This window comes from Fictibacillus sp. 26RED30, from assembly GCF_015903845.1.
In the GTDB taxonomy this organism is placed as follows: Bacteria; Bacillota; Bacilli; order Bacillales; family Fictibacillaceae; genus Fictibacillus; species Fictibacillus phosphorivorans.
The window spans coordinates 62,637-87,582 of record NZ_JACZDV010000003.1 but is presented as its reverse complement, the minus strand read 5'-3'; the positions used below and the strand labels follow the sequence as shown (position 1 = coordinate 87,582).

The following is a 24,946-nucleotide window of genomic DNA, read 5'->3' as shown; positions in this document are numbered from 1 at the left end:
GGTGCTAGATGAATACAACTGATTTTGATCGCTTTTTTCTTAACGATAGCGGAGCGGGGATACAAAGTTTTCAGCAAACCATTCTTGAAACTCAGCATCTGTTAAGTGGATTTTATAAAGATAATTCAGATGCTTATAACGGTTTATTTCCTACTGAGATCGAGACAGAGATAAATGAACTATCTCTCACTTCGAGTGACGGAGAAGAACCGTTAACCGTACTAAAAGATGTTATGGAGAAAATTGTGAGAAACAGCATACATGTTTCTCATCCGACAAGCATTGGACACCTACATTGTCCACCTCTTATCCCAGCCATTGCAGCTGAATTGATCATCGGAGCACTAAATCAATCAATGGATTCTTGGGATCAAAGCTCAACGGCTACTTATTTAGAAGAGCGATTGATCAAATGGGTAAGTAACAAGCTTATCCTTTCATCTTCAGCAGATGGGACATTTACGAGTGGTGGTACTCAATCGAACTATATGGGGCTTCTACTCGCTCGTGATTTCTTTTGTGATAAACGATGGGGATGGAATGTTAAAGTTCACGGATTGCCACCAGAGTCGCATAAGCTTCGTATCTTATGTTCAGAAGATGCCCACTTTACCGTGAAGAAGTCAGCGTTTCAACTTGGACTAGGTGAACAGGCAGTCGTAACGGTTGAAACGGATGAAAATAAAAAGATGAATACTGCTAAATTAAGAGAAGAAATTGAGCGCTTGAGAAGTGGCGGACTTGTCCCGATGTGTATAGTTGCAACGGCCGGGACAACGGATTTCGGCAGTATCGACCCGATTCAAGAGGTTGCAGCTATTGCTCAAAACCATGGATTATGGCTTCATGTTGATGCAGCTTACGGGGGTGCGTTACTTCTTAGTAAAAAGCATTTTCATAAGTTAACAGGAATTGAGCGAGCAGATTCCATTACGATAGACTTTCATAAGCAGTTTTATCAACCAATAAGCTGTGGAGCTTTCTTCGTAAAAGATAGAGCAAATTTCAAATATATTGCACATCATGCAGACTATTTGAATCCTGAGAACGACGAACAAGATGGACTCGTTCACCTAGTGAGCAAATCGGTTCAAACGACAAGGCGTTTTGACGCGTTGAAGCTCTTCATGTCATTACGAATCGTTGGCGAAAAGAACTTCGCCAGCATGATTGATTATACGCTTCATCTTGCGAATCAGGCAGCAGGGGTAATGGATCAGAACCCACAGATTGAAGTGTGTAACGTAAATCCCGAAATTAATGCTATTGTATTTCGTTATACTGACGCAGCAACTGATTCATTAGATGAACTGAATACCTATATCTACAAAAAAATTCTTCATACAGGAACAGCTTTAGTCGCGAAAACAAAAGTGAAGGATGAAGTCTTTTTAAAGTTTACTTTACTGAATCCACGTACAACAATCGTGGATATTGAAGATATTCTTCATAGCATTACTCAATTTGCAGCAGAGTACGAAAACAGGGGGATCACCCAATGACAAATCATAAACAACAAGCAGAAAATGCGAGCATACAGAGCTTTTTAAATTGTTATCTTCGAGAAACACAAGCATTTGTTACCTTTGAAGATACGGTTGATCATTTAGGATGGAATGGGGAGACGCCGGACAGATGGGTGAAGATTGAACTTAGGAATCAAGGTTCAGCGATCTTTGCGGCAATCAAGCATTGGTCTTTAACAGGCAGACATTTGTTTCACTTTCCTATTCTTTATCAAAACAATGAAAACGTGATAACACTCGATTACATTTCGCTTGTTGCCATTCTATCAAAAGAATTGTTGCTAAAACAAGATCGTGAGGATGCAGAAGATGAATTGATGCTGCGGACGATTTTAAGTAAAAAGAACATACAGCGGTACCTAGAAGCACGTGAAGGTGACTCCGTGAATTTAGAAAGCAGTGAGTTTACATTCATTGAAGCAGAGCAGTCGCTTTTGTTTGGTCATCTGCTTCACCCGACTCCAAAAAGCAAGCAAGGCATGAGTGATGAAGAGGAATCTCTCTATTCCCCAGAACTTAAGGGAACGTTCCAGCTCCATTTCTTTCAAGCGGACAAGTCGATCGTCGATCAGGATACTGCAGATGAAGTGACAGCAGAAGAAATAACTCGGACGCTACTACAACGGGATGAGGAGTTCGTCAAACAGATAGAGATTAATGATGAGTCAGTCTTCATACCTGTTCATCCTTTACAAGTTCAAGTTCTACTGAATGATACGTTTGTTAAAACTTTAATCAAAGACGGTAAGTTGAGCTACATCGGTCCATTCGGTGAGCTGTTCTCGGCAACATCATCAATGCGTTCTGTTTACAGCCACAATTTTAAATATATGTTCAAGTTCTCTGTACCTGTGAAGATTACAAATTCACTGCGCGTTAATCTTGAAAAAGAACTGCATAGAGGGGTAGAAGTTTCTCGACTCATGCAATCGATAATCGGACAAGAGATGAAGGAGATCTACCCATCGTTTCAGATCATAAAAGATCCGGCATTCTTAAATATCCCTACAAATAAAGAGACATCTGGATTTGAAGTGGTGATCAGAGAGAATCCTTTTTACGAGAATGATAGAAATGCAAGTTTAGTAGCAGGTCTTTGTCAGGACCACGGTTTTGGAGGGAACTCTAGAATTGCTTCAATCATTCATGACATCGCTCAAAGAGAGAATAGAACGACAGAAGAAGTCAGTAAAGATTGGTTCCAGCAATATTTATCAATCGCTCTAGATCCGATGCTGTGGCTGTACGAAAGATACGGTGTAGCACTTGAAGCGCATCAGCAGAACTCGATCGTCCAAATGGAGAATGGCTATCCGAAGCGTTTTTATTACCGTGATAATCAAGGTTACTATTACAGCGAATCAAAAGCCGATCTGCTCGTTGAACAGCTTCCAAGCCTAAATCGTAAGAGTGTAACGATCTGCAGTGACGAGGTCGCGATCGAACGTTTTCGTTATTATTTCTTCATGAACCATCTCTTTGGTCTCATCAACGGATTTGGAACCGCAAATCTTGTCGCAGAAGAAGAACTTATGGACATGCTACGTCATCGTTTGAAACACCATGATACGTTAACAGACGGAAAGTCAGGCCTGATCAGAAGCTTACTAGATGCGGAAGAACTTCCGTGTAAAGCGAACTTACTTACTCGTTTTCATGATATGGATGAGCTTGTTGGTTCTCTGGAAACACAGTCTGTCTACACAAAGATCCCAAACCCATTACAAAAGGTGATGAAAACAGATGCAGCCAGAATTTAGTTTCTATGATCACACCATCCAAAAGACTTTATCGTATGTAAAAGTAGATTTGGAGCGGGATGTATCACTTCTCCATAAGTGGCAGCAGCAACCGTATGTGATTCCATACTGGAAATTGGATGTCTCGTTTGAAGAATACAGAAAGCATTTAGAAACTTTCCTGTCTGATCAGCATCAAACGCTATATATGGGATTAATAGATGGAGTTCCGATGAGCTATTGGGAAGCATACTGGGTAAAAGGAGATGTGGTAGAGAAGAGCTATGATCCACATCCTAAAGACCAGGGAATTCATCTTTTGATCGGAGAAGAATCTTTTATTGGGAAGGGTTACGCACTTCCCTTATTACGTGCCATCGTACATTATCAGTTTTTATCAAAAGGGACTGAGAAGGTAATCGCTGAACCTGATATTCGGAATGAGAAGATGATACATGTGTTTGAAAGGTGCGGCTTTGAAAAAGTGAAGCCGATTGATTTGCCGGATAAGACCGGGATGCTCATGTATTGCCATAGAGAAACGTTCGAGAGGAGATGGAGAGATGTCTTTCAAACCATCACAACATAACGAGATTTATGACATCATCGGTGTCGGCATCGGTCCATTCAACCTAGGACTAGCGGCGATGCTAGATGAAACAGAAGGTAAAAAAGCGCTCTTTTTTGAAAAGAAAACAGAGTTTAACTGGCATAAAGGAATGCTGATCGATGGTACGACACTACAAGTACCATTCTTTGCGGATTTAGTAAGCATGGCAAATGTGAGAAGCAAATACACGTTTCTAAACTATCTGCAGAAACATGATAGATTATACCACTTTTATTTCTTAGAGAACTTTCATATCCCGAGAAAAGAATACAACCACTATTGCCGTTGGGTAGCGAGTCAGCTTGATTCTTGCTCATTTGGTATGGGAGTTGAACACATTCAACCGGTTGAAGATGCGGAGAGCTCGGTATACGAAGTGATTGTAGAGTCTTTAGAAACAGGGGAAACACAGACGTACTATACGAAGCATCTTGCTGTCGGCATCGGTACGATTCCATCTGTACCTTCACATATAGAGAAGAAGCTTGGTGCAAAGGTCATCCACTCTTCACAATACTTAGATCGAAAAGAAGAGATTCTTAACGCAAACTCAGTGACAGTCGTAGGCTCTGGTCAGAGTGCAGCAGAAGTTTTTTATGATTTAGCACAGCATCAGGATAATGACTCTTATTCTTTAAACTGGTTCACGCGATCAAAAGGATTTTTCCCGATGGAATATTCGAAGCTTGGTCTTGAATATTTTTCACCCGATTATACGAATTTCTTTTACAACCTCCCTTCTTCAAAGAAGGATGAGCTTTTGAAAAAGCAAGACCTTCTCTACAAAGGGATCAGCATGGATACGATCGAGGATATTTATGATCTGCTTTATGAAAAATCAGTTGGACAACATAAACCTGATATTCACCTACAGGCGATGACCGAACTTGTTCATCTTGAAAGATTTGAAGACAGTCACTTACTTACCCTTCGTCAGAACGTAACAGGGGAAGTGTTTGAACTGAAATCTGATGTCATCGTGTTAGGGACAGGCTATGCTCCATCATTTCCGCATTTCTTAATGAAGATGCAGGATCAGATTCAATGGGATTCTAAGAATCGCTATCAGATTACTAACGATTATCGTTTGGAGACAAAGTGTCTTCAAAATAACCATATCTTTATTCAAAACGGAGAGCTTCATACTCATGGTGTAGGTGCTCCAGATCTTGGTCTTGGCGCACATAGAAACGCAGTTATTATCAATACGCTTTTTGAGAAGGAAATGTATCCTGTTACTACAAAAAATGTGTTTCAGAATTTTGGAACGGAACCTTCATGGAAACCAGCAACCGTTCGTTAAACCTTTTTTTATTAAGCTGTGTCTTTCTATTCGTATGCACAGAAGTATTGCTATCGCCTTTTTATCCTCAATTTTTTAAAAAAGTATATGGCATAAATGATCCGGACCTGACAGGGTTCTACATTATGACGTGCAGACTCGTGGTTGTAGTCTTTACTCCGATCTGGGGATTGATCGCCCACAAAAGAAATAACAGCTCTACCTTATTAATCATCGGACAATGGGGAACAGGAATTTCTTGCTTTCTGATGGCGATCTCACAAAGCTTTGAAATGTTTGTAGCAGCGAGTGTACTTTTATTGATCTTTAAGAGCAGCTACTTTCTGTTGTATACCATTTTAATCTCTGAGAATCGAAATTCTACAACAGGGGCAGCAGCCAGCTATCATGCCGTTTTACAAGGTGCGATCGTTACAGCGACTATTCTGTCTGGATGGATTATAGAAATGAATAATCCTTTACTGATCTTTTGGATCGTTGGAATTATTGAATGTTTAATGGCAGTCTTTAGCCTATTTTTCTTAAAAAAAATAAGAAAAAACGTAGTTGTAGAATCAGATTTAGAACAAACAAATCATCGAAGCTTAATAACTCAATTCTTGTTTTTTGGAATCATCGTTTTAACGCTTCATCTTGCAGTAAATATGATCCGGCCATTTTTCACAACATACACGGAAAATGTGTACAGCATGAATACGATGATAAGCAGTTCGTTGTATTTGATTCCGAGTCTGATGGCAATCGTCATACTGCCTCTCACAAAAAAATACAGTGAACGGTTAGGATGGTACGGCTATGTTGGTGCGGCGAGCATGATTATTGTCGGTTTGTTTCTTCAAGGAATCGAAACGAGTATCGCGGGATTCATCTTGTTCCGCTGTATGTTCGGTATAGGTGCCGCTTGGTGTCTTGCAAAAATAGACGTATTTATCTTTAAGTGGAGTGTTAATATGCATGGAGACTATAGCAAAATTTCAGCGATTCAAAATGTAGGGTTGCTGCTAGCTCCAGTCGCGGCATCATCCATTGTTAACACCCGATCAATATCAGACGTATTTACTTATGCTAGTTTGTTCGTCGTTCTCCACTTACTCATTTTCTTATGGGGAACGTACTCGAGAGAAAGAAACAAAGGAAAATTGCACTTACATAAGGAGGAAGAACATGCTTTATATAAATGAAATAGAGTCCATGCTAAAAAAAGATACGTGGGAAAAAGTGAACAAAAATTTGTTAGCTAAGATGCTTGCAGAATATATGTATGAAGAGATGATTTTCCCAGAGCAAGAAGATGGGGAATACATTTTTACAGTGAACGAAGAACGCAAATATCGTTTTACTGCCCAAAAACGTTTATTTGAAAGCTTTGATGTAGATCCGGAATCAATCGAAGTGCTTGAGAATGGTGAATGGAAATCTGCAATGCATGCGATTCGCTTTTTGATGGATATTCAGTCGATGATCGGCATGTCATCCGAAACAGCGGGTCACCTTATCAAGGAACTAAACCATACACTTATTGCCGATGCGAATCTTTTAAACAATCATAAAAGAACGTCTGACCAATTAGTAGATCTTGATTATGCAGAGCTTGAGGGAGAGATGTCAGGTCATCCATGGATCACGTACAACAAAGGTCGTATCGGTTTTGGATTCGATGACTATATCAAATACGCTCCTGAAAATCAGAATGAAACAAAGCTGTTCTGGATTGCCGTTCATCGCGATCGTGCTCAGTTTCAATCTGTACAAGAACTTCATTATGAAAAACTTTTAATGAGAGAACTAGATGGTGTTCTTGTTCAGCGCTTTAATGAGATTTTACGAGAGAACGGGAAATTACCGCTAGATTATTATTTTATGCCGGTACATGAATGGCAATGGAATAACGTTTTGGTTCAAAATTTTGCTGAGGATCTAGCGACAGGCATGATTGTTCCTTTAGAAGAAGGAACGGATCATTACTTGCCACAACAGTCTGTTCGAACGTTTGTTAATGTGACAAACCCGTTGAAATCTCATGTCAAGCTTCCGATGAGTATTCTAAACACGCTTGTGTATCGTGGACTTCCGTCAGAACGAACTTTGATAGCACCACGCGTTACAGAGCACATCAAAGGAATTTTTGAAGGTGACAGTTTCTTACGTGACGAATGTGAAGTGGTCCTTCCGGGGGAGGTAGCGAGCATTAATGTAGATCACCCTCACTATAGCCAGCTAAAAGGAGCACCATATCAATATCTGGAGATGTTAGGAACAATCTGGCGTGAAAGTATCTACACGTATCTAAAAGACGGTGAACAACCGATCACGCTTGCTGCCCTTCATCATGTTGATGGAAACGGAAAGCCTTATGTACAAAGTCTGATTGAAAAGTCTGGGTTAACTGCTGACGAATGGATGAAGAAGTTCTTTGGTGTTGTGATGCCACCGTTGCTTCATTTCCTTTATCAATATGGAACAGTCTTTTCACCGCATGGTCAGAACACGATATTGATCTTAAAAGACTACCAGCCTGAGAGGTTAGCAGTAAAAGATTATGTAGATGACGTGAATATTTCAGATCAGCCTTTCACAGAGTTAGAGGGTGTAACAGAGGAGCTGCGCGCTGTATTACGAAGTGAACCACCTGAAGGTTTAACGCAATTTATTTTCACGGGACTATTTATCTGTCATCTGCGTTATCTATCAAACGTTATGGTACGTAACGATATAATAGAAGAAAAAGCATTCTGGTCACATTTGGTGGACAGTATTGAATCGTACCAAGCAAGATTCTCACATCTAGAAGATCGTTTTAAGCTGTTTGATTTCTTTAAGCCAGAGCTTACAAAGCTATGTTTGAACCGAAATAGAATGGTAGATTACGGTTATGGAGATGGAGATGACCGTCCACATGCCTCTGAGTTTGGAAAAGTACGAAATGCACTTTATGAAATTCGCCAAAACAAAGTGATGGCTGTTCAATAATTAGAAAAAGAGGACTTCCCTGGTAAAACGGGAAGCCTTTTTTTTGTGCTTTTAGGTGATGAGTTGCGATTTACCGCTGGAAAGAGCGATCGTTCGGGTAGTGAGTTCACAGTTACAGGTGGTTACGATATGTCTACAGGTAGAAAGAGACCATTTACCGGCGAACGTGTAACCGAAATAAGAACACGTACCGTAAAATGCAAGTATTTAATCTGAAACTTCTGTTTTTTTACTTCTGTATGTAATATTATGGTAGGTGGGTATTGTGAGGGATAACGAAATAAGCGGTGGTTCTAACGAAACGTCTGCTTCAATATGGTATTATGCCTCGTTTCAAGTGGAGAGCGGAGATCCGAATGGAGTTCCATGTATGGCATGTTAGTTGAAGGTGATCAAGGGCCACTTACTTTTCAAGGCGCACATTATCTAGGTTTTGAACGAAATAGCCCATCCCAATCTGTATAAGTTGAGGGTTTAAGAATATGAGAAAATTAAATCAAAGTGATCATGAAGATGTAATGAGACTTCTAAGTAAACGACCAGCAGAGAACCTTTTTACATTGTGGGGAATAGAAGCATATGGGTACGAAGCAGATATCCAAACCCTATGGGGGCAGTTCGATTCCGATGGTGAGTTGAACGCTGTGCTGTGTAAATTTAAGAACAAATATACACCGTATTGGGAAACAGGTTGTAATGTGCAGGTAATTGCGGACATGATTAATGCCGATACAAACGAGAAACAAGTTAATGGAATAGAACGGTTAACGAAAGAGATAGAATCTTTGATTACAGAAGGTTACTCAAAACGCGAAAGTTATTATTATGCAAAATGTGACCCCACACCGAATCATAACCATTCTGATTCAGTCAGATGTTTAAGCGAAGAAGAAGTTCCTCGGCTCATCTCTTTTTATCAAGAAGTTCCTGAATTTAAGAGAGAATATAATCCTGAGTCTTTTATGGATCAGATGAGTAATGGATGGTCTAGGATATTTGTTATCGAAGAAGATGACAAGTTGATTTCATCAGCATCTACAGTTTGCGAGACATCTGTCGCAGCAATGGTTTCAGGAGTTTGTACACTACCCGAAAAAAAGGGAAAAGGATTGGCAAGCATCTGTGTAGAACACCTGATGCATAACCTTTTTCAAGAAAACAAGACACTTACTTTATTCTATGACAATCCAGAGGCTGGCCGCATCTACAAGCGGTTAGGTTTTATAGACATTGAAAAATGGACGATCAATCACTGTAAAGAAAGGAATTACCATAATGACAACTAGTCTAGATAGCTACCAAAAGAGTGTATTAAACGCATTTCTAAACAAAGAAGGACGATTGAAAAACATGCCTTCACAAAAGAAGAAAAAGCTAGTGGTGTTAGAATATTTAGTTCAGCAGCTGAATGACAACCAGTCCTATACGGAAAGAGAGATCAACGAATTTATTAAAACGTATCATGAAGATTTTTGTACCATTCGCAGAGAATTTATTGTGAACGGATACATGGACCGAGATGCGGGAAATTACATAAAAAGAGATGAAACACTTTGGACAAAATGGCAAGAACTCTAGTAACAGTTAGAAAGAAGTGAATGAAGTGGAGATTGGGAATTCGAATGAAAGTCTTTGGACTCATTTAAAAGAAGAAGCAGAAGTACGTTTTGGTTTTGAAGTGGATAAATGTACACCGATCAATCGAGGTTGGCTCAATCAAAAATGGAAGATAGAAACGAACCAAGGCGTTTTCCTAATCAAGCAATACAACAAAGAGCGGATGAAAAAGTACGACCTTCAAATGATACAATCAACCCTTCAAACACAAAATCGGTTGTTTTCATTAGGTTTAGTCTGTCCTGAGCTCTTGTCTTATAAAGGTGATCTTTTACAGAAGTCAACAGAAGGTGAACGCTTTACTGTTATGCGTTTTATGGAAGGAATGTTAAATCCGCCTGGTAATGTTTCGTGTGAACAGATGCATTCTGTCGGTGAAGAAATTGGAAAGCTGCACGCGTTATTAAATGATGGAACATTAGCAGCAAAATCAGAAACGGTATTTAAGGTTCCTTCTATAGCAGAACGTGTGGAATATTGGCAATCTGAAATCAATAAGTGTGATGAACAAGGATTAGATCATGTCCGTTCTTTGATGGAGCTGCAAATGGCTGCAACCTTAGCGTTTAATATAGAGCTGTTTGGAAATCTCACCCCTGGCTGGTGCCATCGCGACCTTTGGGTAGATAACTTGCTGTTTTCGGGTGATTACATATCGGCAATTCTCGATTTTGATCGAATGAACTATGACTTCTTAGAATTGGATATAGGCAGACTGATCATCTCAACGTGTCTGCAAAATAATACATTAAATCGTAAAGCTGTCCAGGCATTTCTTAAAGGATACAATAATACAAATGAATTATCAGTTGAAAGATTAGTGATAGCTTTAAAATTAGTATGGTACATGGAAAGTACGTGGTGGATCGATGTCACTCCTCATGAAGGAAAGCCTCCGAAACGATTTCAGCAAGAAATGGTCTGGTTAGCCCGTCATCTACAACAATTAGAGCGAATGATGGACTGGAAAAAAGAAGAAGTAACATTCATGTTTTAACAAAGTAGCTTAAGGGAAATTCCTCATTAACAGATTAGAGGAGTGGTTGAGTGGAGACGAAACAATTATGTTTGCTGAAAAAAGAAGATATGACGAATCCAGAAAAAGTACCAGCTTGGGTGATAGAAGAGTATAAGACTTTTCATGAGACGGTGACCAACAAGACCTTTCCTTGTTATTTTGGAATGGCTGCTGAAAATAAGGGGGAGCTTCGTTATGCCTATGTGACACATGATGATTGGTCGAACCTTCCCGAAGCGATTCGAGAGTTTAACAAACTTTTTGACGCACCTAAATTGATTCGTCACGGACTATTTGTGTTTGTTGAGCCGGAGAAAGAAGAGAAAGACATTCCGTATTACCGCGATTATTTTTGGAAAATGCTTCAGTCACTGCACGAAACAGATAATCAACCTTGGCCAGAGCATATACCGAAAGATCCGGACCATCACTTATTCGCTTTTTCATTTGATAATGAGCCTTATTTCGTATTCGGAAACGCGCCCGCATACAAACAAAGAAAAACAAGAGATCTTGGGAATAGCTTAGTTCTCGGATTCCAGCCTCGCCGCATTTTTGAAGGATTAGAAGGTACTTCACCAGGCGGAGCGATGTCTCGGGAAAAAGTTCGAGAGCGGGTAGAGAAGTGGGATAATCTTCCGAAACACCCGAACATCAGTCATTATGGGGACCCTGAACACCGTGAATGGAAACAATACTTTATTGGAGACGATGTTGAACCGATAGCGGGAAAATGTCCGTTTCATCATAAATAAAACGTAGAAAAGGGCTCTTAACCGAGTCCTTTTTTCTTTGTCCATTCGTGCTCTAGCATACTGAATAACAAGGAATCACGCCATCCGTCTTTTAGCATGATGGTTTCCCGCATTTTTCCCTCTAACTTCATATCTAATTTCATCAAAACTTTCTCTGATGCTCTATTTCTGGGGTCACATGTTGCAAAAATGCGATGAAGCTGCAGAACTTCAAAACCGAACTTAAGCAATAGTTGCCCGGTTTCTGTTGCGAATCCTTTTCCCCAATAATCAGGATGAATCACATAACCGATCTCACCCACAGAATTTGTCAAAGAGGTGATCTGTAGTTCTCCAGCTCCGATCAACATCAGTGATTGATTTTCAACAGTTGCAAACGCATATCGTCTTCGAGGATTTTTCTTTGCATCGTTAATAACTTCATTCACATAAGTAATAGAATCATTTTCGTCATTCGGTCCCCATGGCTGGTATTGAGACACAATTTCTTGTGAGGCATACTTATGAACATTTATCCAATCTTCAGCTACCATCTCTCGAAAAGAAATTCTTTTTGTATGTAACATCGATTGATCCCACCGTTCTCTGTTAAAGTTTTCTATAAATTTTACATGTAAAGTCAGCCCACGCCTTTTTGAGTTCGCTAATTCTAATTACTTGCCACGGGTTAAACATCGTTTGGCCTTGTTTGTTAAATGCATGTTCTTCACTTAATAGATAAGCAGCAGATAAATGTTTAAACTATGATAATCTAATACTATCAATAATTTACATATGTTAGTAGACTTTAGAAACAAGTGAAGTTAGATGAAAGTGGGAGAGTTGATATTGAATCTAAAAGATACGGCTAGGAAAATGGCAGCTATTTATAAAGAAAATAAAAAAGTGCAGGCTGTATTATTGGCAGGGTCTGTTTCAAGAGGTTGGGAAGACAAGCATTCAGATATTGAACTAAATATTTTCTGGTCAGAACCTCCGACTGATGACGATAGAATGTTTCCTATTCGCGCGGTAGATGGATCAATTATCGAGTTTCATCCGTTTGAAGAGGAAGAATGGGCAGAGAGCTATTTAACACCTCAAAATGTAAAGTTTGAGATCAGCAGTTTCTTAACAACTACAGCTAATACGTGGATAAAAGAAGTAGTGAAAGAGTTTGAAGTGGATTACGGCAAACAGTGCATGGCTTCATCCCTATTTTATGGAGTGAGTTTGTACGGAGATCGCGTGATTAGTGAAATGAAAAAAGAAGTGGAAGTGTATCCAGATCAATTAGCACAAAACATGATCGAAGAAAATCTAGCTTTATGGAGTAGGTGGAACAACCGTTATGCTCTATTGGATAGGAACGAGTGGATTATGTTGTATGATCTGATGGTGGGTGTTCAGAAGAAACTCCTTGGAACATTATTCGGTATGAATAAATTGTATATTCATCATCCGTCCTTTAAGTGGATGCATAAATATAGCGAGATCTTCACAATAAAGCCAGTTTATTTAGATGAGCGGCTATCTTCTATTCTCATTCATAATGTTCATGAGAGTATAAAAGAATTAGAACTGTTGATTCGAGAAGTTTTTAACCTCGTGGAGAAACATTACCCTGACCTTCCATTTTTACCGGATTACAAAGAAAAGATGAGCTTTGTTCGACCGGAGAATAAAGGCTGATTCCAAGTATAAAAAAGCAGTTATGCACACACAATAGAAATAGCCATCCGGGTGGATTCGTCTTCTCGGGTGGTTTTTTATTTTTTTGTACGCTCATCGCCTGCGACCAACGTGAACAAAAATCGATACAACAAAAAAAAAATTAAAGTTTAACCGTTGACAAAAAGAGGTAAATAGAATATAAATAAATTAACAATAAACAATTTGTTAATTAAAAAAGGAGGTACACCATTGTCTAATAAGCAAGCTTTGAAACAATACGACATCAAAAAATATCGTACACCAGATGGTTACACTTCCGATATTTGCGTTTTTACAATAATCTCAGAAAAAAATGAGGCGTATAAACCTCCAACGATGGACCTTAAAATCATGCTGATTAAAAGAGCGGGACTTGATTCTGAAGGGAATATGAACATCGAAGCAAACAAGTGGGCGATTCCTGGGGGTTTCGTGCAAGACGATGAAACAGGCTTTCAAGCAGCTAAACGAGAGCTAGAAGAAGAGACGAATATCTCTGGAATTCATATTAAACAATTTGGCGTTTACGACAAACCTGGTCGAGATCCTAGAGGATGGATCATCTCCAACGCACATTATGCGATTGTTCCTGATACGTATCTATCGCTAAGAAAAGCACAAGATGATGCGGCAGATATTGAGTTGTTCTCAATAAAAGATGTGCTGAAACTGGACCTGGCATTCGATCATGAACAAATTATTGGAGATGCGATTCAAGTGATCACAAACGATTTATTGCAAACGACTGTAGCTAAAAACTTTCTGCCTGAAAACTTTACTTACTCTGAACTACAGGCCGTATTAAGAACTGTAACCGATGATCCTGCAATTTTAAGTGATCAGTCATTTTCAAGAAAGATTAAATCTCTTCCTTTTATTCAAGAAGTACAAGGAAAAACAACCACAAGAACATCAAAGAGAGCGACAAAACTTTATACATTTATTGAAATGGATATTTTAAAGCCGATCTATACAGCGCGATATTAACCAAATTTTTTTACGGATAATAATTAACGAATCGTTAATAGTTAACCAAAACAATATGAGGAGGAATTTATGATGAAAAAAGCTTTAATCAATATTGACTACACATTTGATTTTGTGGCAGATGAAGGTGCACTAACTTGTGGGAAACCGGGTCAGGATATTGAAAGTGAGATTACTTCTATCACGGAACAATTTATTAAAAACGATGATTTTGTTGTTTTTGCCATTGATCAGCATTATGCCGATGATAAATTTCATCCGGAGAACGAGCTTTTTCCACCACATAACATTGAAGGAACACATGGTCGTGAGCTTTATGGATCTCTTCAAGAAGTCTATGAAACACATAAATCAAAATCGAATGTTTATTGGATGGATAAGACTCGATACAGTGCCTTCGCGGGAACAGATTTATTAATGAAGCTTCGCGAACGTGGTATTACAGAGGTTCACATCGTAGGAGTTTGCACAGACATCTGCTGTCTTCATACAGCTGTCGATGCTTACAATGCTGGACTTAAGATCGTTGTTCATGAAAAAGGAGTAGCGAGCTTCAACCAAGCAGGACATGAGTGGGCATTAGGACATTTTAAGAGTTGTTTGAACGCAAAAGTTATCTAAAAATCATTCACTTGGAGGTAATTAAAATGAACAATCAATATGCTGATGATAGCTTAACGCTCCACACAGATCTTTACCAGATTAATATGGCGGAAACATACTGGGAGGACAGCATTCATAATAAAAAGGCTGTATTTGAAGTCTTCTTTCGTAAACTTCCTTTCGGGAACGGTTATGCTGTATTTGCTGGATTAGAAAGAATTATAGATTATTTGAAGAACTTTAAGTTTACAACAACTGATATTGATTACCTTCGAGAAGAACTGGGGTACGGAGAAGATTATTTGGAGTATCTGCAGCAAGTGAAATTTACGGGTACTGTTCGCTCAATGGTTGAGGGAGAACTGGTCTTTGCGAACGAACCTATCATACGAATAGAAGCACCATTAGCAGAGGCACAGCTTATTGAAACAGCTATTCTAAATATCGTGAACTATCAGACACTCATCGCTACAAAAGCATCCCGCATTAAACAAGTAGTTGGCGAAGAACGAGTGATGGAATTTGGAACACGCAGAGCACAAGAGTTGGATGCAGCGATTTGGGGAACGAGAGCCGCGTTTATCGGTGGTTTTGAAGCTACTTCTAATGTTAGAGCTGGAAAACGGTTCGGTATACCTGTTGCAGGTACTCACGCTCATGCTCTCGTCCAAACGTACCGTGATGAATATACAGCTTTCCATAAATATGCTCGACGTCACAAAGACTGTGTGTTTTTAGTCGATACGTATGATACATTGCGATCTGGAGTACCTACAGCGATTAAGGTTGCCAAAGAATTAGGAAACAAGATCAACTTTAAGGGAATTCGTTTAGATAGTGGAGATCTTGCTTACCTTTCAAAAGAGGCTAGAAAGATGCTTGACGAGGCAGGATTCACAGATACTAAGATTATAGCTTCAAATGATCTGGATGAGAATACGATTATTAATCTAAAAGCCCAAGGTGCAAAAATAGATTCTTGGGGAATCGGTACAAAACTGATCACTGCTTATGACCAGCCAGCTTTAGGAGCGGTCTACAAGCTCGTCTCAATTGAAGACGAACAAGGAAATATGGCAGACACGATCAAAATCAGTGGAAATCCTGAAAAGGTAACGACTCCTGGTTTGAAAAAAGTCTATCGAATCATCAATACATTGAATAATAAATCTGAAGGCGACTACATTGCACTGGACAATGAAACGCCTCAAGAAGAACCTAGACTCAAAATGTTTCATCCCGTTCATACATTTATCAGTAAATTTGTAACAAACTTTAAAGCGAAAGAGCTTCATCAAGATGTTTTTGTAGAAGGTAATGTAGTCTATGAAACTCCCACTCTTAAAGAGATACAGCTCTTTGCAAAAGAAAACCTTGAAGTGCTATGGGACGAATACAAACGCACGATGCATCCGGAAGAATATCCTGTTGACCTTAGTCAAGAATGCTGGGATAACAAGATGAAGAACATACAGGAAGTACAAACAAAAGTTATGTTAATAATGGAAGAAGGAGTATCTCACAATGGGTAAGATTGGAATCTATGGATCATCTTTTGACCCGATAACGAATGTGCATCTATGGACAGCAAGTACTGTCGCACATCGCTGTAAACTAGATAAAGTGATCTTTCTACCATGCTCAAGTAAACGAAAAGATAAAACGATGAAAACCTCAGATGCTCATCGCTGGGAGATGCTTCAACTCGCAATAGCTAATAATCATACATTTATAGCGGATGATCACGAAATGCTTCAAGAAGCTTGGGAAGTATACACGTATTACACGATGGAACATTTTAAAGAAAAATATCCTGATGATGAAGTGTACTTCATTATGGGAGCTGATCTGTTGGTTGATATTGCAGATGGTAAGTGGAAGTATGACCAAGAGTTAATCTCAAACAATAAGTTTATTGTGATGGCAAGGGACGAGATCAATATGGTGAAAACGATCTCTCGCTCTCCAATCCTAAGAAATCATGATGATGGTACAAAATTTCATCTGATCGATAAAGGACTGTCTATGGAAATCAGCAGCACTTATATCCGTGATGAATTTTCTAAAGGTGGCGAGCCAAGATATCTGTTGCCTGACGCTTGTTACGAATATATAAAAAAACATGATCTGTACAAGTGATAGGAGGAATGATTAATGTCTTTGCAGTTAAGAATTATGAGTGATCTCCATACAAAATCAAATATAGTAGCTTCGACTGAAATACGAAACAGAGTAAACTTCTTAAAACAATACCTTGTTCAATCAAAAGCAAAAGGTTTCGTCCTAGGAATAAGTGGTGGCCAAGACTCTACATTAGCAGGGCGACTGGCACAGGTCGCAGTAGAAGAGCTAAGAGGATCAGGTTACATCGTGAAATTTGTTGCCGTTCGCCTGCCATACGGAACACAAAGAGATGACGAGGATGCTGAAATTGCACTGTCATTTATTAACCCTGATGAACGAATTTCTTTCAATGTTAAAGAAACAGTAGATGTTTTTTCAAAAAACTATAAAACGTATGTTTCACAGCCGCTTTCTGATTTTAATAAAGGAAATGTCAAAGCAAGAGTAAGGATGATCACACAGTATGCTGTAGCTGGTCAGGCAAACTTATTAGTGATAGGAACAGATCACGCGGCTGAAGCGATAACGGGATTTTTTACGAAGTATGGAGATGGAGGGGCAGATATCCTTCCACTTGCCGGTTTAACAAAGCGTCAAGGTAAAATGCTGTTAAAAGAATTAGGAGCGCCAGAAAGATTGTATGTCAAACAACCAACGGCTGACCTATTAGATGAAAAACCACAGCAAGCCGATGAAGCAGAACTAGGTATAACGTACGATGAATTAGACGATTATCTAGAAGGAAAAGTCGTTGCTGATCAAACAGCAAAGCGAATTGAAGAACGTTATCTTCAAACTGAACATAAAAGACAGCTTCCCGCATCTCTTCATGATGAATGGTGGAAATAAATAATAACAGCTGATTCTAAAAGGTACTTACTTAGGGTACCTTTGAGTCAGCTGTTTTGTTGTATTTTCCTAAATATTTTTAAAAGAAGTTAACTTTTTAGCTATTTTTGGAAAAAATATAAATAAACTAATGAAAGATGCAAAAAACGTTTACGGGACTATTGATTTAGGGAAGAGCCTTATAAATACCTTATGAGCGCATGGAGGATTATAGATGGCTACCGTAATAAAAGGAGAATACAAATACGTGAACTGTGATAGTGAATACGGCACATTAAAAAAAGTAATTGTGTGTGAACCGAGATATATGAAGATCGATGAAATTATTAATGAAACACAGCGCCATTTTGCTAAAGATAACATCAACATGAAACGAGCGATGAAACAGCATCAACTCTTCGTAGATACGATGAAAAAAAATGGTGTAGACGTTTATAAGCTTCCTGCGATGGAAAAGTTCCCAGAACAAGTTTTCACTCGCGATATAGGGTTTACGATCGGTGAAACCGTCTTCGTTTCTCGGATGGGAAGCAACATTAGAGATGGTGAAGAGAAGGTCTTGCGAAACTGGTTGTTAGAACATCAGATCAATCTTTCATTGATCGAAGGAGACAGGATTGAAGGTGGAGACGTAATCGTCCATGGTGATACTGTTTATATCGGGGTGAGTGGAAGAACGTCTGAGGAAACCATTCAAGAACTTCAATCACAGGTTCCTCATATGAATGTCGTAGCAGTTCCATTTGATCCTATCTATCTACATTTAGATTGTGTATTTAACATTTTGTCTGAAAAAGATGCTCTGATTTACAAACCAGCTTTCGAAGAAAAAGACTATCAGATGCTTGCTTCTACGTTTAATGTGATTGAAGTAGAGAAAGAAGAACAATTTACGTTGGGTACGAACGTGTTATCCATAGGAAACAAAAAGGTTTTGAGTCTTCCTATTAATGAAAACGTAAATAGGGCGCTTCGTGAAAGAGGTTATGAAATACTCGAAGTGGACATTTCTGAGATCATAAAATCAGGTGGATCTTTCCGCTGCTGTTCAATGCCTTTATATCGTGAAGAGATGCACTAAGGGTTTATGCGGTAGTATTTGCTAGTGGAAGATTCTTTTTCTATATTAAAGAGGAACTTGGACGTTTTCCAAGTTCCTTTCTATATTTCTATTTGAGAAGTCTCTTCTTCCTGCATAGTACCTTGAAGAGGAAGTACGATGGTGAAGGTCGTTATGTTATCATCGGATGAACAACTGATGGAACCATTGTGTTTTTCAATAATTTTTTTACACACAAATAGTCCTATACCTGTCCCCAATTCTTTTGTAGTAAAAAAAGGCTCGAAGATCGTACTGATTGTTTCAGGTGGAATAGCTGGGCCATTATTAGAAATGGTGATATGTACGTTATCGTTATTTTCGATCTTGCTAAAGATCATGATTCGGCGATTCTGTTTCATCTGGCGCAACGCATCGATCGAGTTCATGATGAGATTAAGCAAAACTTGTTTCAACTCATCCTTGTGTGCCCGCAAAGTAATCGTAGGATCAACACGCGGAATAACCGTAACATCTGCATCAACTAAACTTGGATACATAAAATCTAAGATATCTGTGAATAAATCTTCTAAAGCAAAATCCTCCGCTTCACGTTCTTGTACCCCTTTTCTAGAGGCATGAAGAAATTGAGAGATTCGAAAGTTTAATTGAGTTAATTCATGACTGATGATATCAATGTATTTCATGTTTGGATTTTCTTGCTGCATGAGTTTTACAAATCCCATAACAGCTGTTAACGGATTTCTGAACTCATGTACAAAGCTAGATGACATCTGCCCCAAAATGGTTAAACGTTCTTTGTGACTTTGATCGATGAATTCTGTTTTTTCCTCAATCTCGATATCCTTCAACTGTGTATACTTCTTAACTGCGTGATATAAAAACTCATCAAAAAGTGAATTGATCGTTTCAATTACAGGCTGAAGCTGTTCAATGGATATGCCGGAGCCCGTCACGAAACGGACGATTTCACTTCGTCCAAGGTTCACATTATAAACAAATTCACCAATATTAATCTTGGCTTCTAACCGCTGAAGCGCTACTTCATGTGCGAGGTGCATAATTTTTTCAGGAGATAGCTCGCCTCGTAAGGATTGTTTAACGAGCTCAACCATATGTAAGGCATTCTCTATCACTTTTTCTTTATGTACATCATGATTCGATATCACGATTCTCTGGTGCCAATCATGTAAGTATGTAGGCAAGTTATCATCCATATAAGTGACTAGACTTTCTGTTATGTCCACCGCTCGCACCTCTTTCACCATTAAAATCATGGAAAGAATAAAGAACTGAATCAGTAATCATTTGATATATAAAAGTATTTATACTACATATAGTAATTGAAATATGGACGAAATGCCATATGCAGTTTACATTTTTTTCATTAAATTATGAAAATTATGTAGGTATTTGGGCAGAGAGCAACGAAATCATTCATAATCTCATAAACTCCTATTGTTTATACATCTTCGTTATAGAAGAAAAACTATCCTTTAAATTTTACGTACTATACGAAATATATTTTAGTGATTTCATCTGTATCAAACTCGTTTGAGGAGGAGAAATTGTGATTTCATCTGTTCAAAAAATTTCAAGGATATTAAATTGTTTCACCAAAGATGAACCCGCGTTAGGAAACTTGCAGATTGCAGAAAAGTTAAACATGAATGCAAGCACAGTACATCACTTAGTTCGTACTCTGTGCTCAGAGGGCATATTGATTCAAGACAGCCAGAAAAAATATAGATTAGGATGGAAATTGCTAGAATGGAGCAACCACGTGATGTATCAGCAAGATATCAACACAGAAGCACTTCCTCTATGTGAAGGCCTTGTAAGAAGGTTTAATGCGACTGTACATATCGGAATGCTTGATCGTGGAGAAGTCCGCTTTGTTCTCAGAGTAGCTTCTTCAAACTCAGTTTCAGTTCCTACTTTTATAGGTGATACAAAACCTGCCTATTGTACAAGCACAGGTAAAGTATTGCTTGCATTCAATCCTTCCATGATTAAGCCGACCATCTCAAGAGGCTTGCTTCGCCGAGCTCCAAATACGATTACATGTGTTGAAAAATTAAAGAATGAGTTTGAAGTTATTCGTTCAAATGGATATGCCATCAGTAACAATGAAAATGAGATGGGCTTATATGGGATTGCTGCCCCGATTAAGTCTTATACAGGACAAATTATTGCTGCTCTTAACATGGTAGGACCTGTATCCTATATGGTCGGGCAGGATACTCAATCTATGATTCGTCATGTTGTAAAAACAGCAGAGTCTATCTCAAAAGAATTAGGCTATATAAGCGTTCTATAATAACGTTATCCTTCTATCCGCTACACGCTATATAAAATTCTTCCACATTTACTCCAAATGTCTATTCATTCAGCTAATAGCTTCTTCGAACATTGCACCTCAGAGCATTATGTATATTTTATTTTAGTGAGAATAATTAATAAAATTTTCTGACGATTTCATAATGTGAAATTTCATGGTAGTAAATTGAAAGCGCTTTCTTTTATAGTGGAAACAAATTCACATATCTTTAATAGAGGAGGCAGATTGGATGGGAATTCGAACAGGTGCTCAATATATAGATGGGCTCAAGTCACGTTCACCTGAGATTTGGATGGAAGGCAGGAGAGTTGCAGACATTGTAAACGAACCTGTTTTTAAACAACCGATAGCTGAGATCGCCAAATTGTACGATTTGCAACATGATCCAAAATATCAAAATGACATCACTCATATTTGTAAAGAGACAGGAGAACGAGTCAACAATTCATTTCTTCACCCTACAACTTATGAAGAGATGATGGCAAGAAGTCAGCTGTTTGAGATCTATGCAAGGTCCACCTTCGGATTGATGGGGAGAACACCCGATTTTCTTAACGTGGTAGTGACAGGTATGGCCAATAACGGATGGTTCCTCGATCAATATAATCCCGAATGGTCGCTGAATATTAAGAACTACTACAACTACTTGAAGACCAACGATCTGTTTTTAACGCACGCCATCATCAACCCTCAAAATGACCGCAGCAAGAATTCTCATGGACAAAAAGATATGTATACACATTTAGGTGCTGTTGAAGAAACACCTGATGGTTTAATCGTTAGGGGAGCCAAAATGCTCGCTACATTAGCGCCGATTACTGACGAAGTCATCATCTATTCATTCCCAGGATTTGCGCCTGGTGATGAACGTTATGCTCTAGCTTTTGCAGTTCCTGTGGACACGCCTGGACTTAAATTGCTTTGCCGTGAACCTATGCAAGATGGAAAACGTTCGCAGTTCGATCATCCGTTAGCATCCCGTTTTGAAGAGATGGATGCATTGCTTGTCTTTGATGATGTTCTTGTACCGTGGGATCGTGTCTTTCTTTATAACAATGTGGAGGCAGCTAACCTACTTTATCCTAAGACTGGGATCGCTCAGCAGCCAGCTCATCAGTCTGGTGTAAGAGGATATGTGAAACTTGCATTTGCGACAGAAGTTGCTTGTAAACTTGCAGATTCTATTGGTGTTGATGGATATCTGAATGTACAGAACGACTTAGGTGAACTCGTACAGAACGTGGAAGTAATCCGCTCATTATTAAGAGTAGCTGAATATGAGTATGAAACGACAGCATCTGGTGAAGTGATGCCAAATGCAGCAGCGCTAGAAACAATAAGAGGAATGCTTCCTAAAATGTATCCTAGAGCGATTGAAGTGATGCAGATTATTGGAGCAGGCGGGCTTCTTATGTCACCGACAGGCAACGACTTTAATGCTCCAGAAATTCGAAGTGAGATTGATAAATATTATTTAGGCCGTGAAGGTGTTGATTCATTAGAGCGCGTTAAGCTTTTTAAACTGGCTTGGGATCTCTGTGGAGAAGCATTCGGCCAGCGCCTCGTACAATATGAGCGCTATTATACGGGAGATCCGATTCGAAAGAGAGCAATCTTTTATAACGGTTATAAAAGAAAAGCGAAGTTCTCTATGGTTGATGAAGCACTATCAGTAACAAATGAATTCGTGAAGGACAAGCCTAAGCTCGCTAAATAAAAGGAGGAACTCAGATGAGTACAACAGCAACTTTAAAATCGTTTAATTTATTAAAATGGATCGACGAAAACAAAGACTTGCTCAAGCCCCCAGTCAACAACAAAGTCATTTGGCAAGATTCCGAATTTATCGCCATGATATTAGGTGGTCCGAACAAAAGACGTGATTTTCACGTAGATCCTTCAGATGAGTTCTTTTTTCAGATCAAAGGCAGCTGTTATGTGGAGATCATTAATAAACACGGCAAGCGTGAAGTGGTTGAAGTAAAAGAAGGAGACGTGTTCATGCTGCCGGCGATGGTTCCGCACTCGCCGCATCGCGTGGCGAACTCGTATGGTCTAGTCATTGAGCGTAAACGTGCACAAGGTGAGCTTGAAGACTTTGTTTGGTTCTGTGACCGCTGTGATTCTGAGATGCATCGCGTGACGGTGCAATTGAGTGATATTGAGAAACAAGTAAAAGAAGCGATTCATAGCTTTAACTCGAATGAGCGCGTTCGTCTATGCAAAGACTGTGGCTATCAGATGCCAGAGAACGTGGAGGAATGGAAGTGCTAAGAATCGACTTTCACACGCATATCATTCCAGAGTCGTTTCCTGACTTTGCCGAAAAATATGGTGGAGAAAGGTGGCCGGTGTTAAACAGGACTTGTGCTTGCGGCGCAGCCATTATGGTAGGCGGGAAAAATTTTAGAGATGTAACTGACCAAGTATGGGATCCGAAAAAACGAATACAGGACATGGACCGTGAAGGGGTAGACATTCAAGTGCTATCCCCGATCCCTGTTACATTCTCGTACTGGGCTCCACCTGAACAAGCGGAAATGATGGCAAGGATACAGAACGACTTTATAGCCGAAACCGTGAATGAATATCCCGACCGCTTTGCTGGTCTAGGAACGGTTCCCATGCAGGATTCAGAAACGGCGATCCGTGAAATGGAACGCTGTATGAATGACCTTGGACTTCATGGAATCGAAATTGGAACAAATATAAATGGACAGAATCTCGATCATCCTGACTTTCTTCCGTTTTTTGAGATGGCGGAAAAGTGGGAAGTGCCGCTCTTTATTCATCCGTGGGAAACGCTTGGGAAAGAGCGTATGCCAAACCATAACTTTATGTATACGATCGGGATGCCGAGTGAAACGGCATTAGCCGCAGCTTCACTTATCTGGAGCGGTATGATGGAAAAATTCCCTAAACTGAAAATTTGTTTTGCTCATGGAGGAGGTTCGTTTCCTTACTTGATTCCGCGTCTTGATCAAGGATGGCAGGTGTGGCCGCATCTTCGCCTGACAACACATCCCCCAAGTCATTATGCAAAGCAGTTTTATTTTGATTCATTAAATTACGATCCGATGAACATCCGCTATATGATGGAGCGATTCGGTTCAGATAAGATCTTTATGGGTTCAGATTATCCGTTTCTGCTACGTGAAGTGAATCCCGGAAAAGTCCTGGACGAAACGCTTGAGCTGACGGATGAACAGCGTAAAGGGATGTTTGGCGGAAACGCTGCTGAATTTTTAAGTCTTGGTAAAAGAAAGCGGGGTGCAGCCGTTGCAAGTCATTCAAACACCGGAGGATAAGCTTGAAGCGTTAGGAATCATATTGCCTGAAGTGCGCAGAGCTGTCGGAAACTATGTTGGCTGTGTAAGAGTGGGTAATCTTCTATTTACAGCCGGACAAGGTGTCGATCAATACCACGGAAAGCTAGGAAGAGACTTATCCTTAGAAGACGGGTATGCCGCTTCTCGCCAATCCATGCTGAATTTGCTGGCAGTGGTTCAGAACGAGCTTGGAAGTTTAAATAAAGTAAAACGCATTGTAAAACTTCTTGGATTCGTGAATTGCACGGAGGATTTTATCGATCAGCCAAAAGTAATCAACGGTGCGTCAGATCTTTTGGTTGATGTTTTTGGCGAGAAAGGAAAGCATGCCCGATCAGCAGTTGGAATGGCCCAGCTGCCAGGCGGAACGGCAATCGAAATTGAAATGATTGTTGAAGTGGAAGAAGAGAAGGGGGACTAACA

At 39.4% G+C, this 24,946-nt stretch carries 25 protein-coding genes; 23 read left to right on the top strand and 2 right to left on the bottom strand.

What is annotated here, in order from left to right:
- Window positions 1-8 precede the first annotated feature (8 nt).
- From IHV11_RS16335 to IHV11_RS16290, 11 genes are all read left to right on the top strand, one after another.
- Complete coding sequence (locus IHV11_RS16335; RefSeq protein ID WP_197195550.1) at window positions 9-1,502, top strand: pyridoxal phosphate-dependent decarboxylase family protein; 1,494 nt, start codon at window positions 9-11, stop codon at window positions 1,500-1,502.
- A complete protein-coding gene (locus IHV11_RS16330) occupies window positions 1,499-3,286 on the top strand; it encodes an IucA/IucC family protein (protein WP_197195549.1) in 1,788 nt (595 codons plus the stop codon). Before IHV11_RS16335 ends, IHV11_RS16330 begins: the two co-directional genes overlap by 4 nt.
- A 16-nt stretch (window positions 3,287-3,302) precedes the next feature.
- On the top strand, window positions 3,303-3,854 hold the full coding sequence (locus tag IHV11_RS16325; RefSeq protein ID WP_197195761.1) for a GNAT family N-acetyltransferase: 552 nt from the start codon (window positions 3,303-3,305) through the stop codon (window positions 3,852-3,854).
- Window positions 3,829-5,178, top strand: a complete 1,350-nt coding sequence (locus IHV11_RS16320; RefSeq protein ID WP_197195548.1) for a lysine N(6)-hydroxylase/L-ornithine N(5)-oxygenase family protein — start codon at window positions 3,829-3,831, stop codon at window positions 5,176-5,178. Before IHV11_RS16325 ends, IHV11_RS16320 begins: the two co-directional genes overlap by 26 nt.
- Entirely contained in the window at window positions 5,154-6,359 is a 1,206-nt protein-coding gene (locus IHV11_RS16315; RefSeq protein ID WP_197195547.1) for an MFS transporter, read from the top strand. The genes IHV11_RS16320 and IHV11_RS16315 overlap by 25 nt, the downstream gene beginning before the upstream one ends.
- Window positions 6,343-8,148 (top strand): IucA/IucC family protein, encoded by a 1,806-nt coding sequence (locus IHV11_RS16310; RefSeq protein ID WP_197195546.1) that lies wholly within the window; start codon window positions 6,343-6,345, stop codon window positions 8,146-8,148. The genes IHV11_RS16315 and IHV11_RS16310 overlap by 17 nt, the downstream gene beginning before the upstream one ends.
- Window positions 8,149-8,413: 265 nt before the next feature.
- Window positions 8,414-8,530, top strand: a complete 117-nt coding sequence (locus IHV11_RS21265) for a DUF2500 domain-containing protein (protein WP_231620375.1) — start codon at window positions 8,414-8,416, stop codon at window positions 8,528-8,530.
- A 100-nt stretch (window positions 8,531-8,630) separates the two neighbouring features.
- Window positions 8,631-9,434, top strand: coding sequence for a GNAT family N-acetyltransferase (locus IHV11_RS16305; protein ID WP_197195545.1), 804 nt, complete (start codon window positions 8,631-8,633; stop codon window positions 9,432-9,434).
- Window positions 9,424-9,726 carry a DUF2087 domain-containing protein gene (locus tag IHV11_RS16300; protein ID WP_197190698.1) on the top strand — a complete coding sequence of 101 codons (303 nt, stop codon included), beginning with the start codon at window positions 9,424-9,426 and terminating at the stop codon, window positions 9,724-9,726. Before IHV11_RS16305 ends, IHV11_RS16300 begins: the two co-directional genes overlap by 11 nt.
- Window positions 9,727-9,751: 25 nt before the next feature.
- Complete coding sequence (locus IHV11_RS16295; protein WP_197195544.1) at window positions 9,752-10,762, top strand: phosphotransferase; 1,011 nt, start codon at window positions 9,752-9,754, stop codon at window positions 10,760-10,762.
- An 89-nt stretch (window positions 10,763-10,851) separates the two neighbouring features.
- The gene (locus tag IHV11_RS16290; protein WP_137790788.1) at window positions 10,852-11,538 is read left to right on the top strand and encodes a YqcI/YcgG family protein; all 687 of its coding nucleotides are present in this window, start codon (window positions 10,852-10,854) and stop codon (window positions 11,536-11,538) included.
- A gap of 17 nt (window positions 11,539-11,555) precedes the next feature.
- Here the strand turns inward: IHV11_RS16290 and IHV11_RS16285 are convergent, their stop codons facing one another.
- Window positions 11,556-12,104, bottom strand: a complete 549-nt coding sequence (locus IHV11_RS16285; RefSeq protein ID WP_197195543.1) for a GNAT family N-acetyltransferase — start codon at window positions 12,102-12,104, stop codon at window positions 11,556-11,558.
- 262 nt (window positions 12,105-12,366) lie between these two features.
- Here IHV11_RS16285 and IHV11_RS16280 point away from each other — a divergent pair, with 262 nt between their 5' ends.
- The 7 genes from IHV11_RS16280 to IHV11_RS16250 all read left to right on the top strand — a co-directional run bounded on the left by IHV11_RS16280 (window position 12,367) and on the right by IHV11_RS16250 (window position 18,874).
- Window positions 12,367-13,209, top strand: a complete 843-nt coding sequence (locus IHV11_RS16280; RefSeq protein WP_197195542.1) for a DUF4037 domain-containing protein — start codon at window positions 12,367-12,369, stop codon at window positions 13,207-13,209.
- 231 nt (window positions 13,210-13,440) lie between these two features.
- On the top strand, window positions 13,441-14,217 hold the full coding sequence (locus IHV11_RS16275; RefSeq protein ID WP_197195541.1) for an NUDIX hydrolase: 777 nt from the start codon (window positions 13,441-13,443) through the stop codon (window positions 14,215-14,217).
- Window positions 14,218-14,289: 72 nt separating this feature from the next.
- Window positions 14,290-14,838, top strand: a complete 549-nt coding sequence (locus tag IHV11_RS16270; protein WP_197195760.1) for a cysteine hydrolase family protein — start codon at window positions 14,290-14,292, stop codon at window positions 14,836-14,838.
- Between the two features lie 26 nt (window positions 14,839-14,864).
- The gene (locus IHV11_RS16265; RefSeq protein ID WP_197195540.1) at window positions 14,865-16,352 is read left to right on the top strand and encodes a nicotinate phosphoribosyltransferase; all 1,488 of its coding nucleotides are present in this window, start codon (window positions 14,865-14,867) and stop codon (window positions 16,350-16,352) included.
- Complete coding sequence (gene nadD / locus IHV11_RS16260; protein ID WP_197195539.1) at window positions 16,345-16,959, top strand: nicotinate (nicotinamide) nucleotide adenylyltransferase; 615 nt, start codon at window positions 16,345-16,347, stop codon at window positions 16,957-16,959. Before IHV11_RS16265 ends, nadD begins: the two co-directional genes overlap by 8 nt.
- 15 nt (window positions 16,960-16,974) lie before the next feature.
- Window positions 16,975-17,793: an ammonia-dependent NAD(+) synthetase gene (nadE, locus tag IHV11_RS16255; RefSeq protein WP_197195538.1), complete on the top strand. Its 819-nt coding sequence runs from the start codon at window positions 16,975-16,977 to the stop codon at window positions 17,791-17,793.
- 214 nt (window positions 17,794-18,007) lie between these two features.
- Window positions 18,008-18,874, top strand: coding sequence for a dimethylarginine dimethylaminohydrolase family protein (locus IHV11_RS16250; RefSeq protein ID WP_197127055.1), 867 nt, complete (start codon window positions 18,008-18,010; stop codon window positions 18,872-18,874).
- 80 nt (window positions 18,875-18,954) lie between these two features.
- Here the strand turns inward: IHV11_RS16250 and IHV11_RS16245 are convergent, their stop codons facing one another.
- Window positions 18,955-20,100, bottom strand: coding sequence for a histidine kinase N-terminal domain-containing protein (locus tag IHV11_RS16245; protein ID WP_312035176.1), 1,146 nt, complete (start codon window positions 20,098-20,100; stop codon window positions 18,955-18,957).
- Between the two features lie 323 nt (window positions 20,101-20,423).
- Here IHV11_RS16245 and IHV11_RS16240 point away from each other — a divergent pair, with 323 nt between their 5' ends.
- From IHV11_RS16240 to IHV11_RS16220, 5 genes are all read left to right on the top strand, one after another.
- Window positions 20,424-21,173, top strand: coding sequence for an IclR family transcriptional regulator (locus IHV11_RS16240; RefSeq protein ID WP_197127057.1), 750 nt, complete (start codon window positions 20,424-20,426; stop codon window positions 21,171-21,173).
- A gap of 250 nt (window positions 21,174-21,423) precedes the next feature.
- Window positions 21,424-22,911: a 4-hydroxyphenylacetate 3-hydroxylase family protein gene (locus IHV11_RS16235; protein ID WP_197195536.1), complete on the top strand. Its 1,488-nt coding sequence runs from the start codon at window positions 21,424-21,426 to the stop codon at window positions 22,909-22,911.
- 14 nt (window positions 22,912-22,925) lie between these two features.
- Entirely contained in the window at window positions 22,926-23,468 is a 543-nt protein-coding gene (gene nbaC / locus IHV11_RS16230) for a 3-hydroxyanthranilate 3,4-dioxygenase (RefSeq protein WP_197195535.1), read from the top strand.
- Window positions 23,456-24,502 carry an amidohydrolase family protein gene (locus IHV11_RS16225; RefSeq protein WP_197195759.1) on the top strand — a complete coding sequence of 349 codons (1,047 nt, stop codon included), beginning with the start codon at window positions 23,456-23,458 and terminating at the stop codon, window positions 24,500-24,502. Before nbaC ends, IHV11_RS16225 begins: the two co-directional genes overlap by 13 nt.
- Window positions 24,474-24,944, top strand: coding sequence for a RidA family protein (locus IHV11_RS16220; protein ID WP_197195534.1), 471 nt, complete (start codon window positions 24,474-24,476; stop codon window positions 24,942-24,944). The genes IHV11_RS16225 and IHV11_RS16220 overlap by 29 nt, the downstream gene beginning before the upstream one ends.
- The last annotated feature ends 2 nt before the right edge of the window (window positions 24,945-24,946 follow it).

Coding starts and splice junctions, on each gene's coding strand:
- nadE (WP_197195538.1), top strand. CDS start 16,975: ATGTCTTTGCAGTTAAGAATTATGAGTGATCTCCATACAAAATCAAAT.
- IHV11_RS16330 (WP_197195549.1), top strand. CDS start 1,499: ATGACAAATCATAAACAACAAGCAGAAAATGCGAGCATACAGAGCTTT.
- IHV11_RS16300 (WP_197190698.1), top strand. CDS start 9,424: ATGACAACTAGTCTAGATAGCTACCAAAAGAGTGTATTAAACGCATTT.
- IHV11_RS16265 (WP_197195540.1), top strand. CDS start 14,865: ATGAACAATCAATATGCTGATGATAGCTTAACGCTCCACACAGATCTT.
- IHV11_RS16235 (WP_197195536.1), top strand. CDS start 21,424: ATGGGAATTCGAACAGGTGCTCAATATATAGATGGGCTCAAGTCACGT.
- nbaC (WP_197195535.1), top strand. CDS start 22,926: ATGAGTACAACAGCAACTTTAAAATCGTTTAATTTATTAAAATGGATC.
- IHV11_RS16335 (WP_197195550.1), top strand. CDS start 9: ATGAATACAACTGATTTTGATCGCTTTTTTCTTAACGATAGCGGAGCG.
- IHV11_RS16225 (WP_197195759.1), top strand. CDS start 23,456: ATGGAAGTGCTAAGAATCGACTTTCACACGCATATCATTCCAGAGTCG.
- IHV11_RS16270 (WP_197195760.1), top strand. CDS start 14,290: ATGAAAAAAGCTTTAATCAATATTGACTACACATTTGATTTTGTGGCA.
- IHV11_RS16285 (WP_197195543.1), bottom strand. CDS start 12,104: ATGTTACATACAAAAAGAATTTCTTTTCGAGAGATGGTAGCTGAAGAT.
- IHV11_RS16310 (WP_197195546.1), top strand. CDS start 6,343: ATGCTTTATATAAATGAAATAGAGTCCATGCTAAAAAAAGATACGTGG.
- IHV11_RS16305 (WP_197195545.1), top strand. CDS start 8,631: ATGAGAAAATTAAATCAAAGTGATCATGAAGATGTAATGAGACTTCTA.
- IHV11_RS16250 (WP_197127055.1), top strand. CDS start 18,008: ATGGCTACCGTAATAAAAGGAGAATACAAATACGTGAACTGTGATAGT.
- nadD (WP_197195539.1), top strand. CDS start 16,345: ATGGGTAAGATTGGAATCTATGGATCATCTTTTGACCCGATAACGAAT.
- IHV11_RS16315 (WP_197195547.1), top strand. CDS start 5,154: ATGGAAACCAGCAACCGTTCGTTAAACCTTTTTTTATTAAGCTGTGTC.
- IHV11_RS16320 (WP_197195548.1), top strand. CDS start 3,829: ATGTCTTTCAAACCATCACAACATAACGAGATTTATGACATCATCGGT.
- IHV11_RS16290 (WP_137790788.1), top strand. CDS start 10,852: ATGACGAATCCAGAAAAAGTACCAGCTTGGGTGATAGAAGAGTATAAG.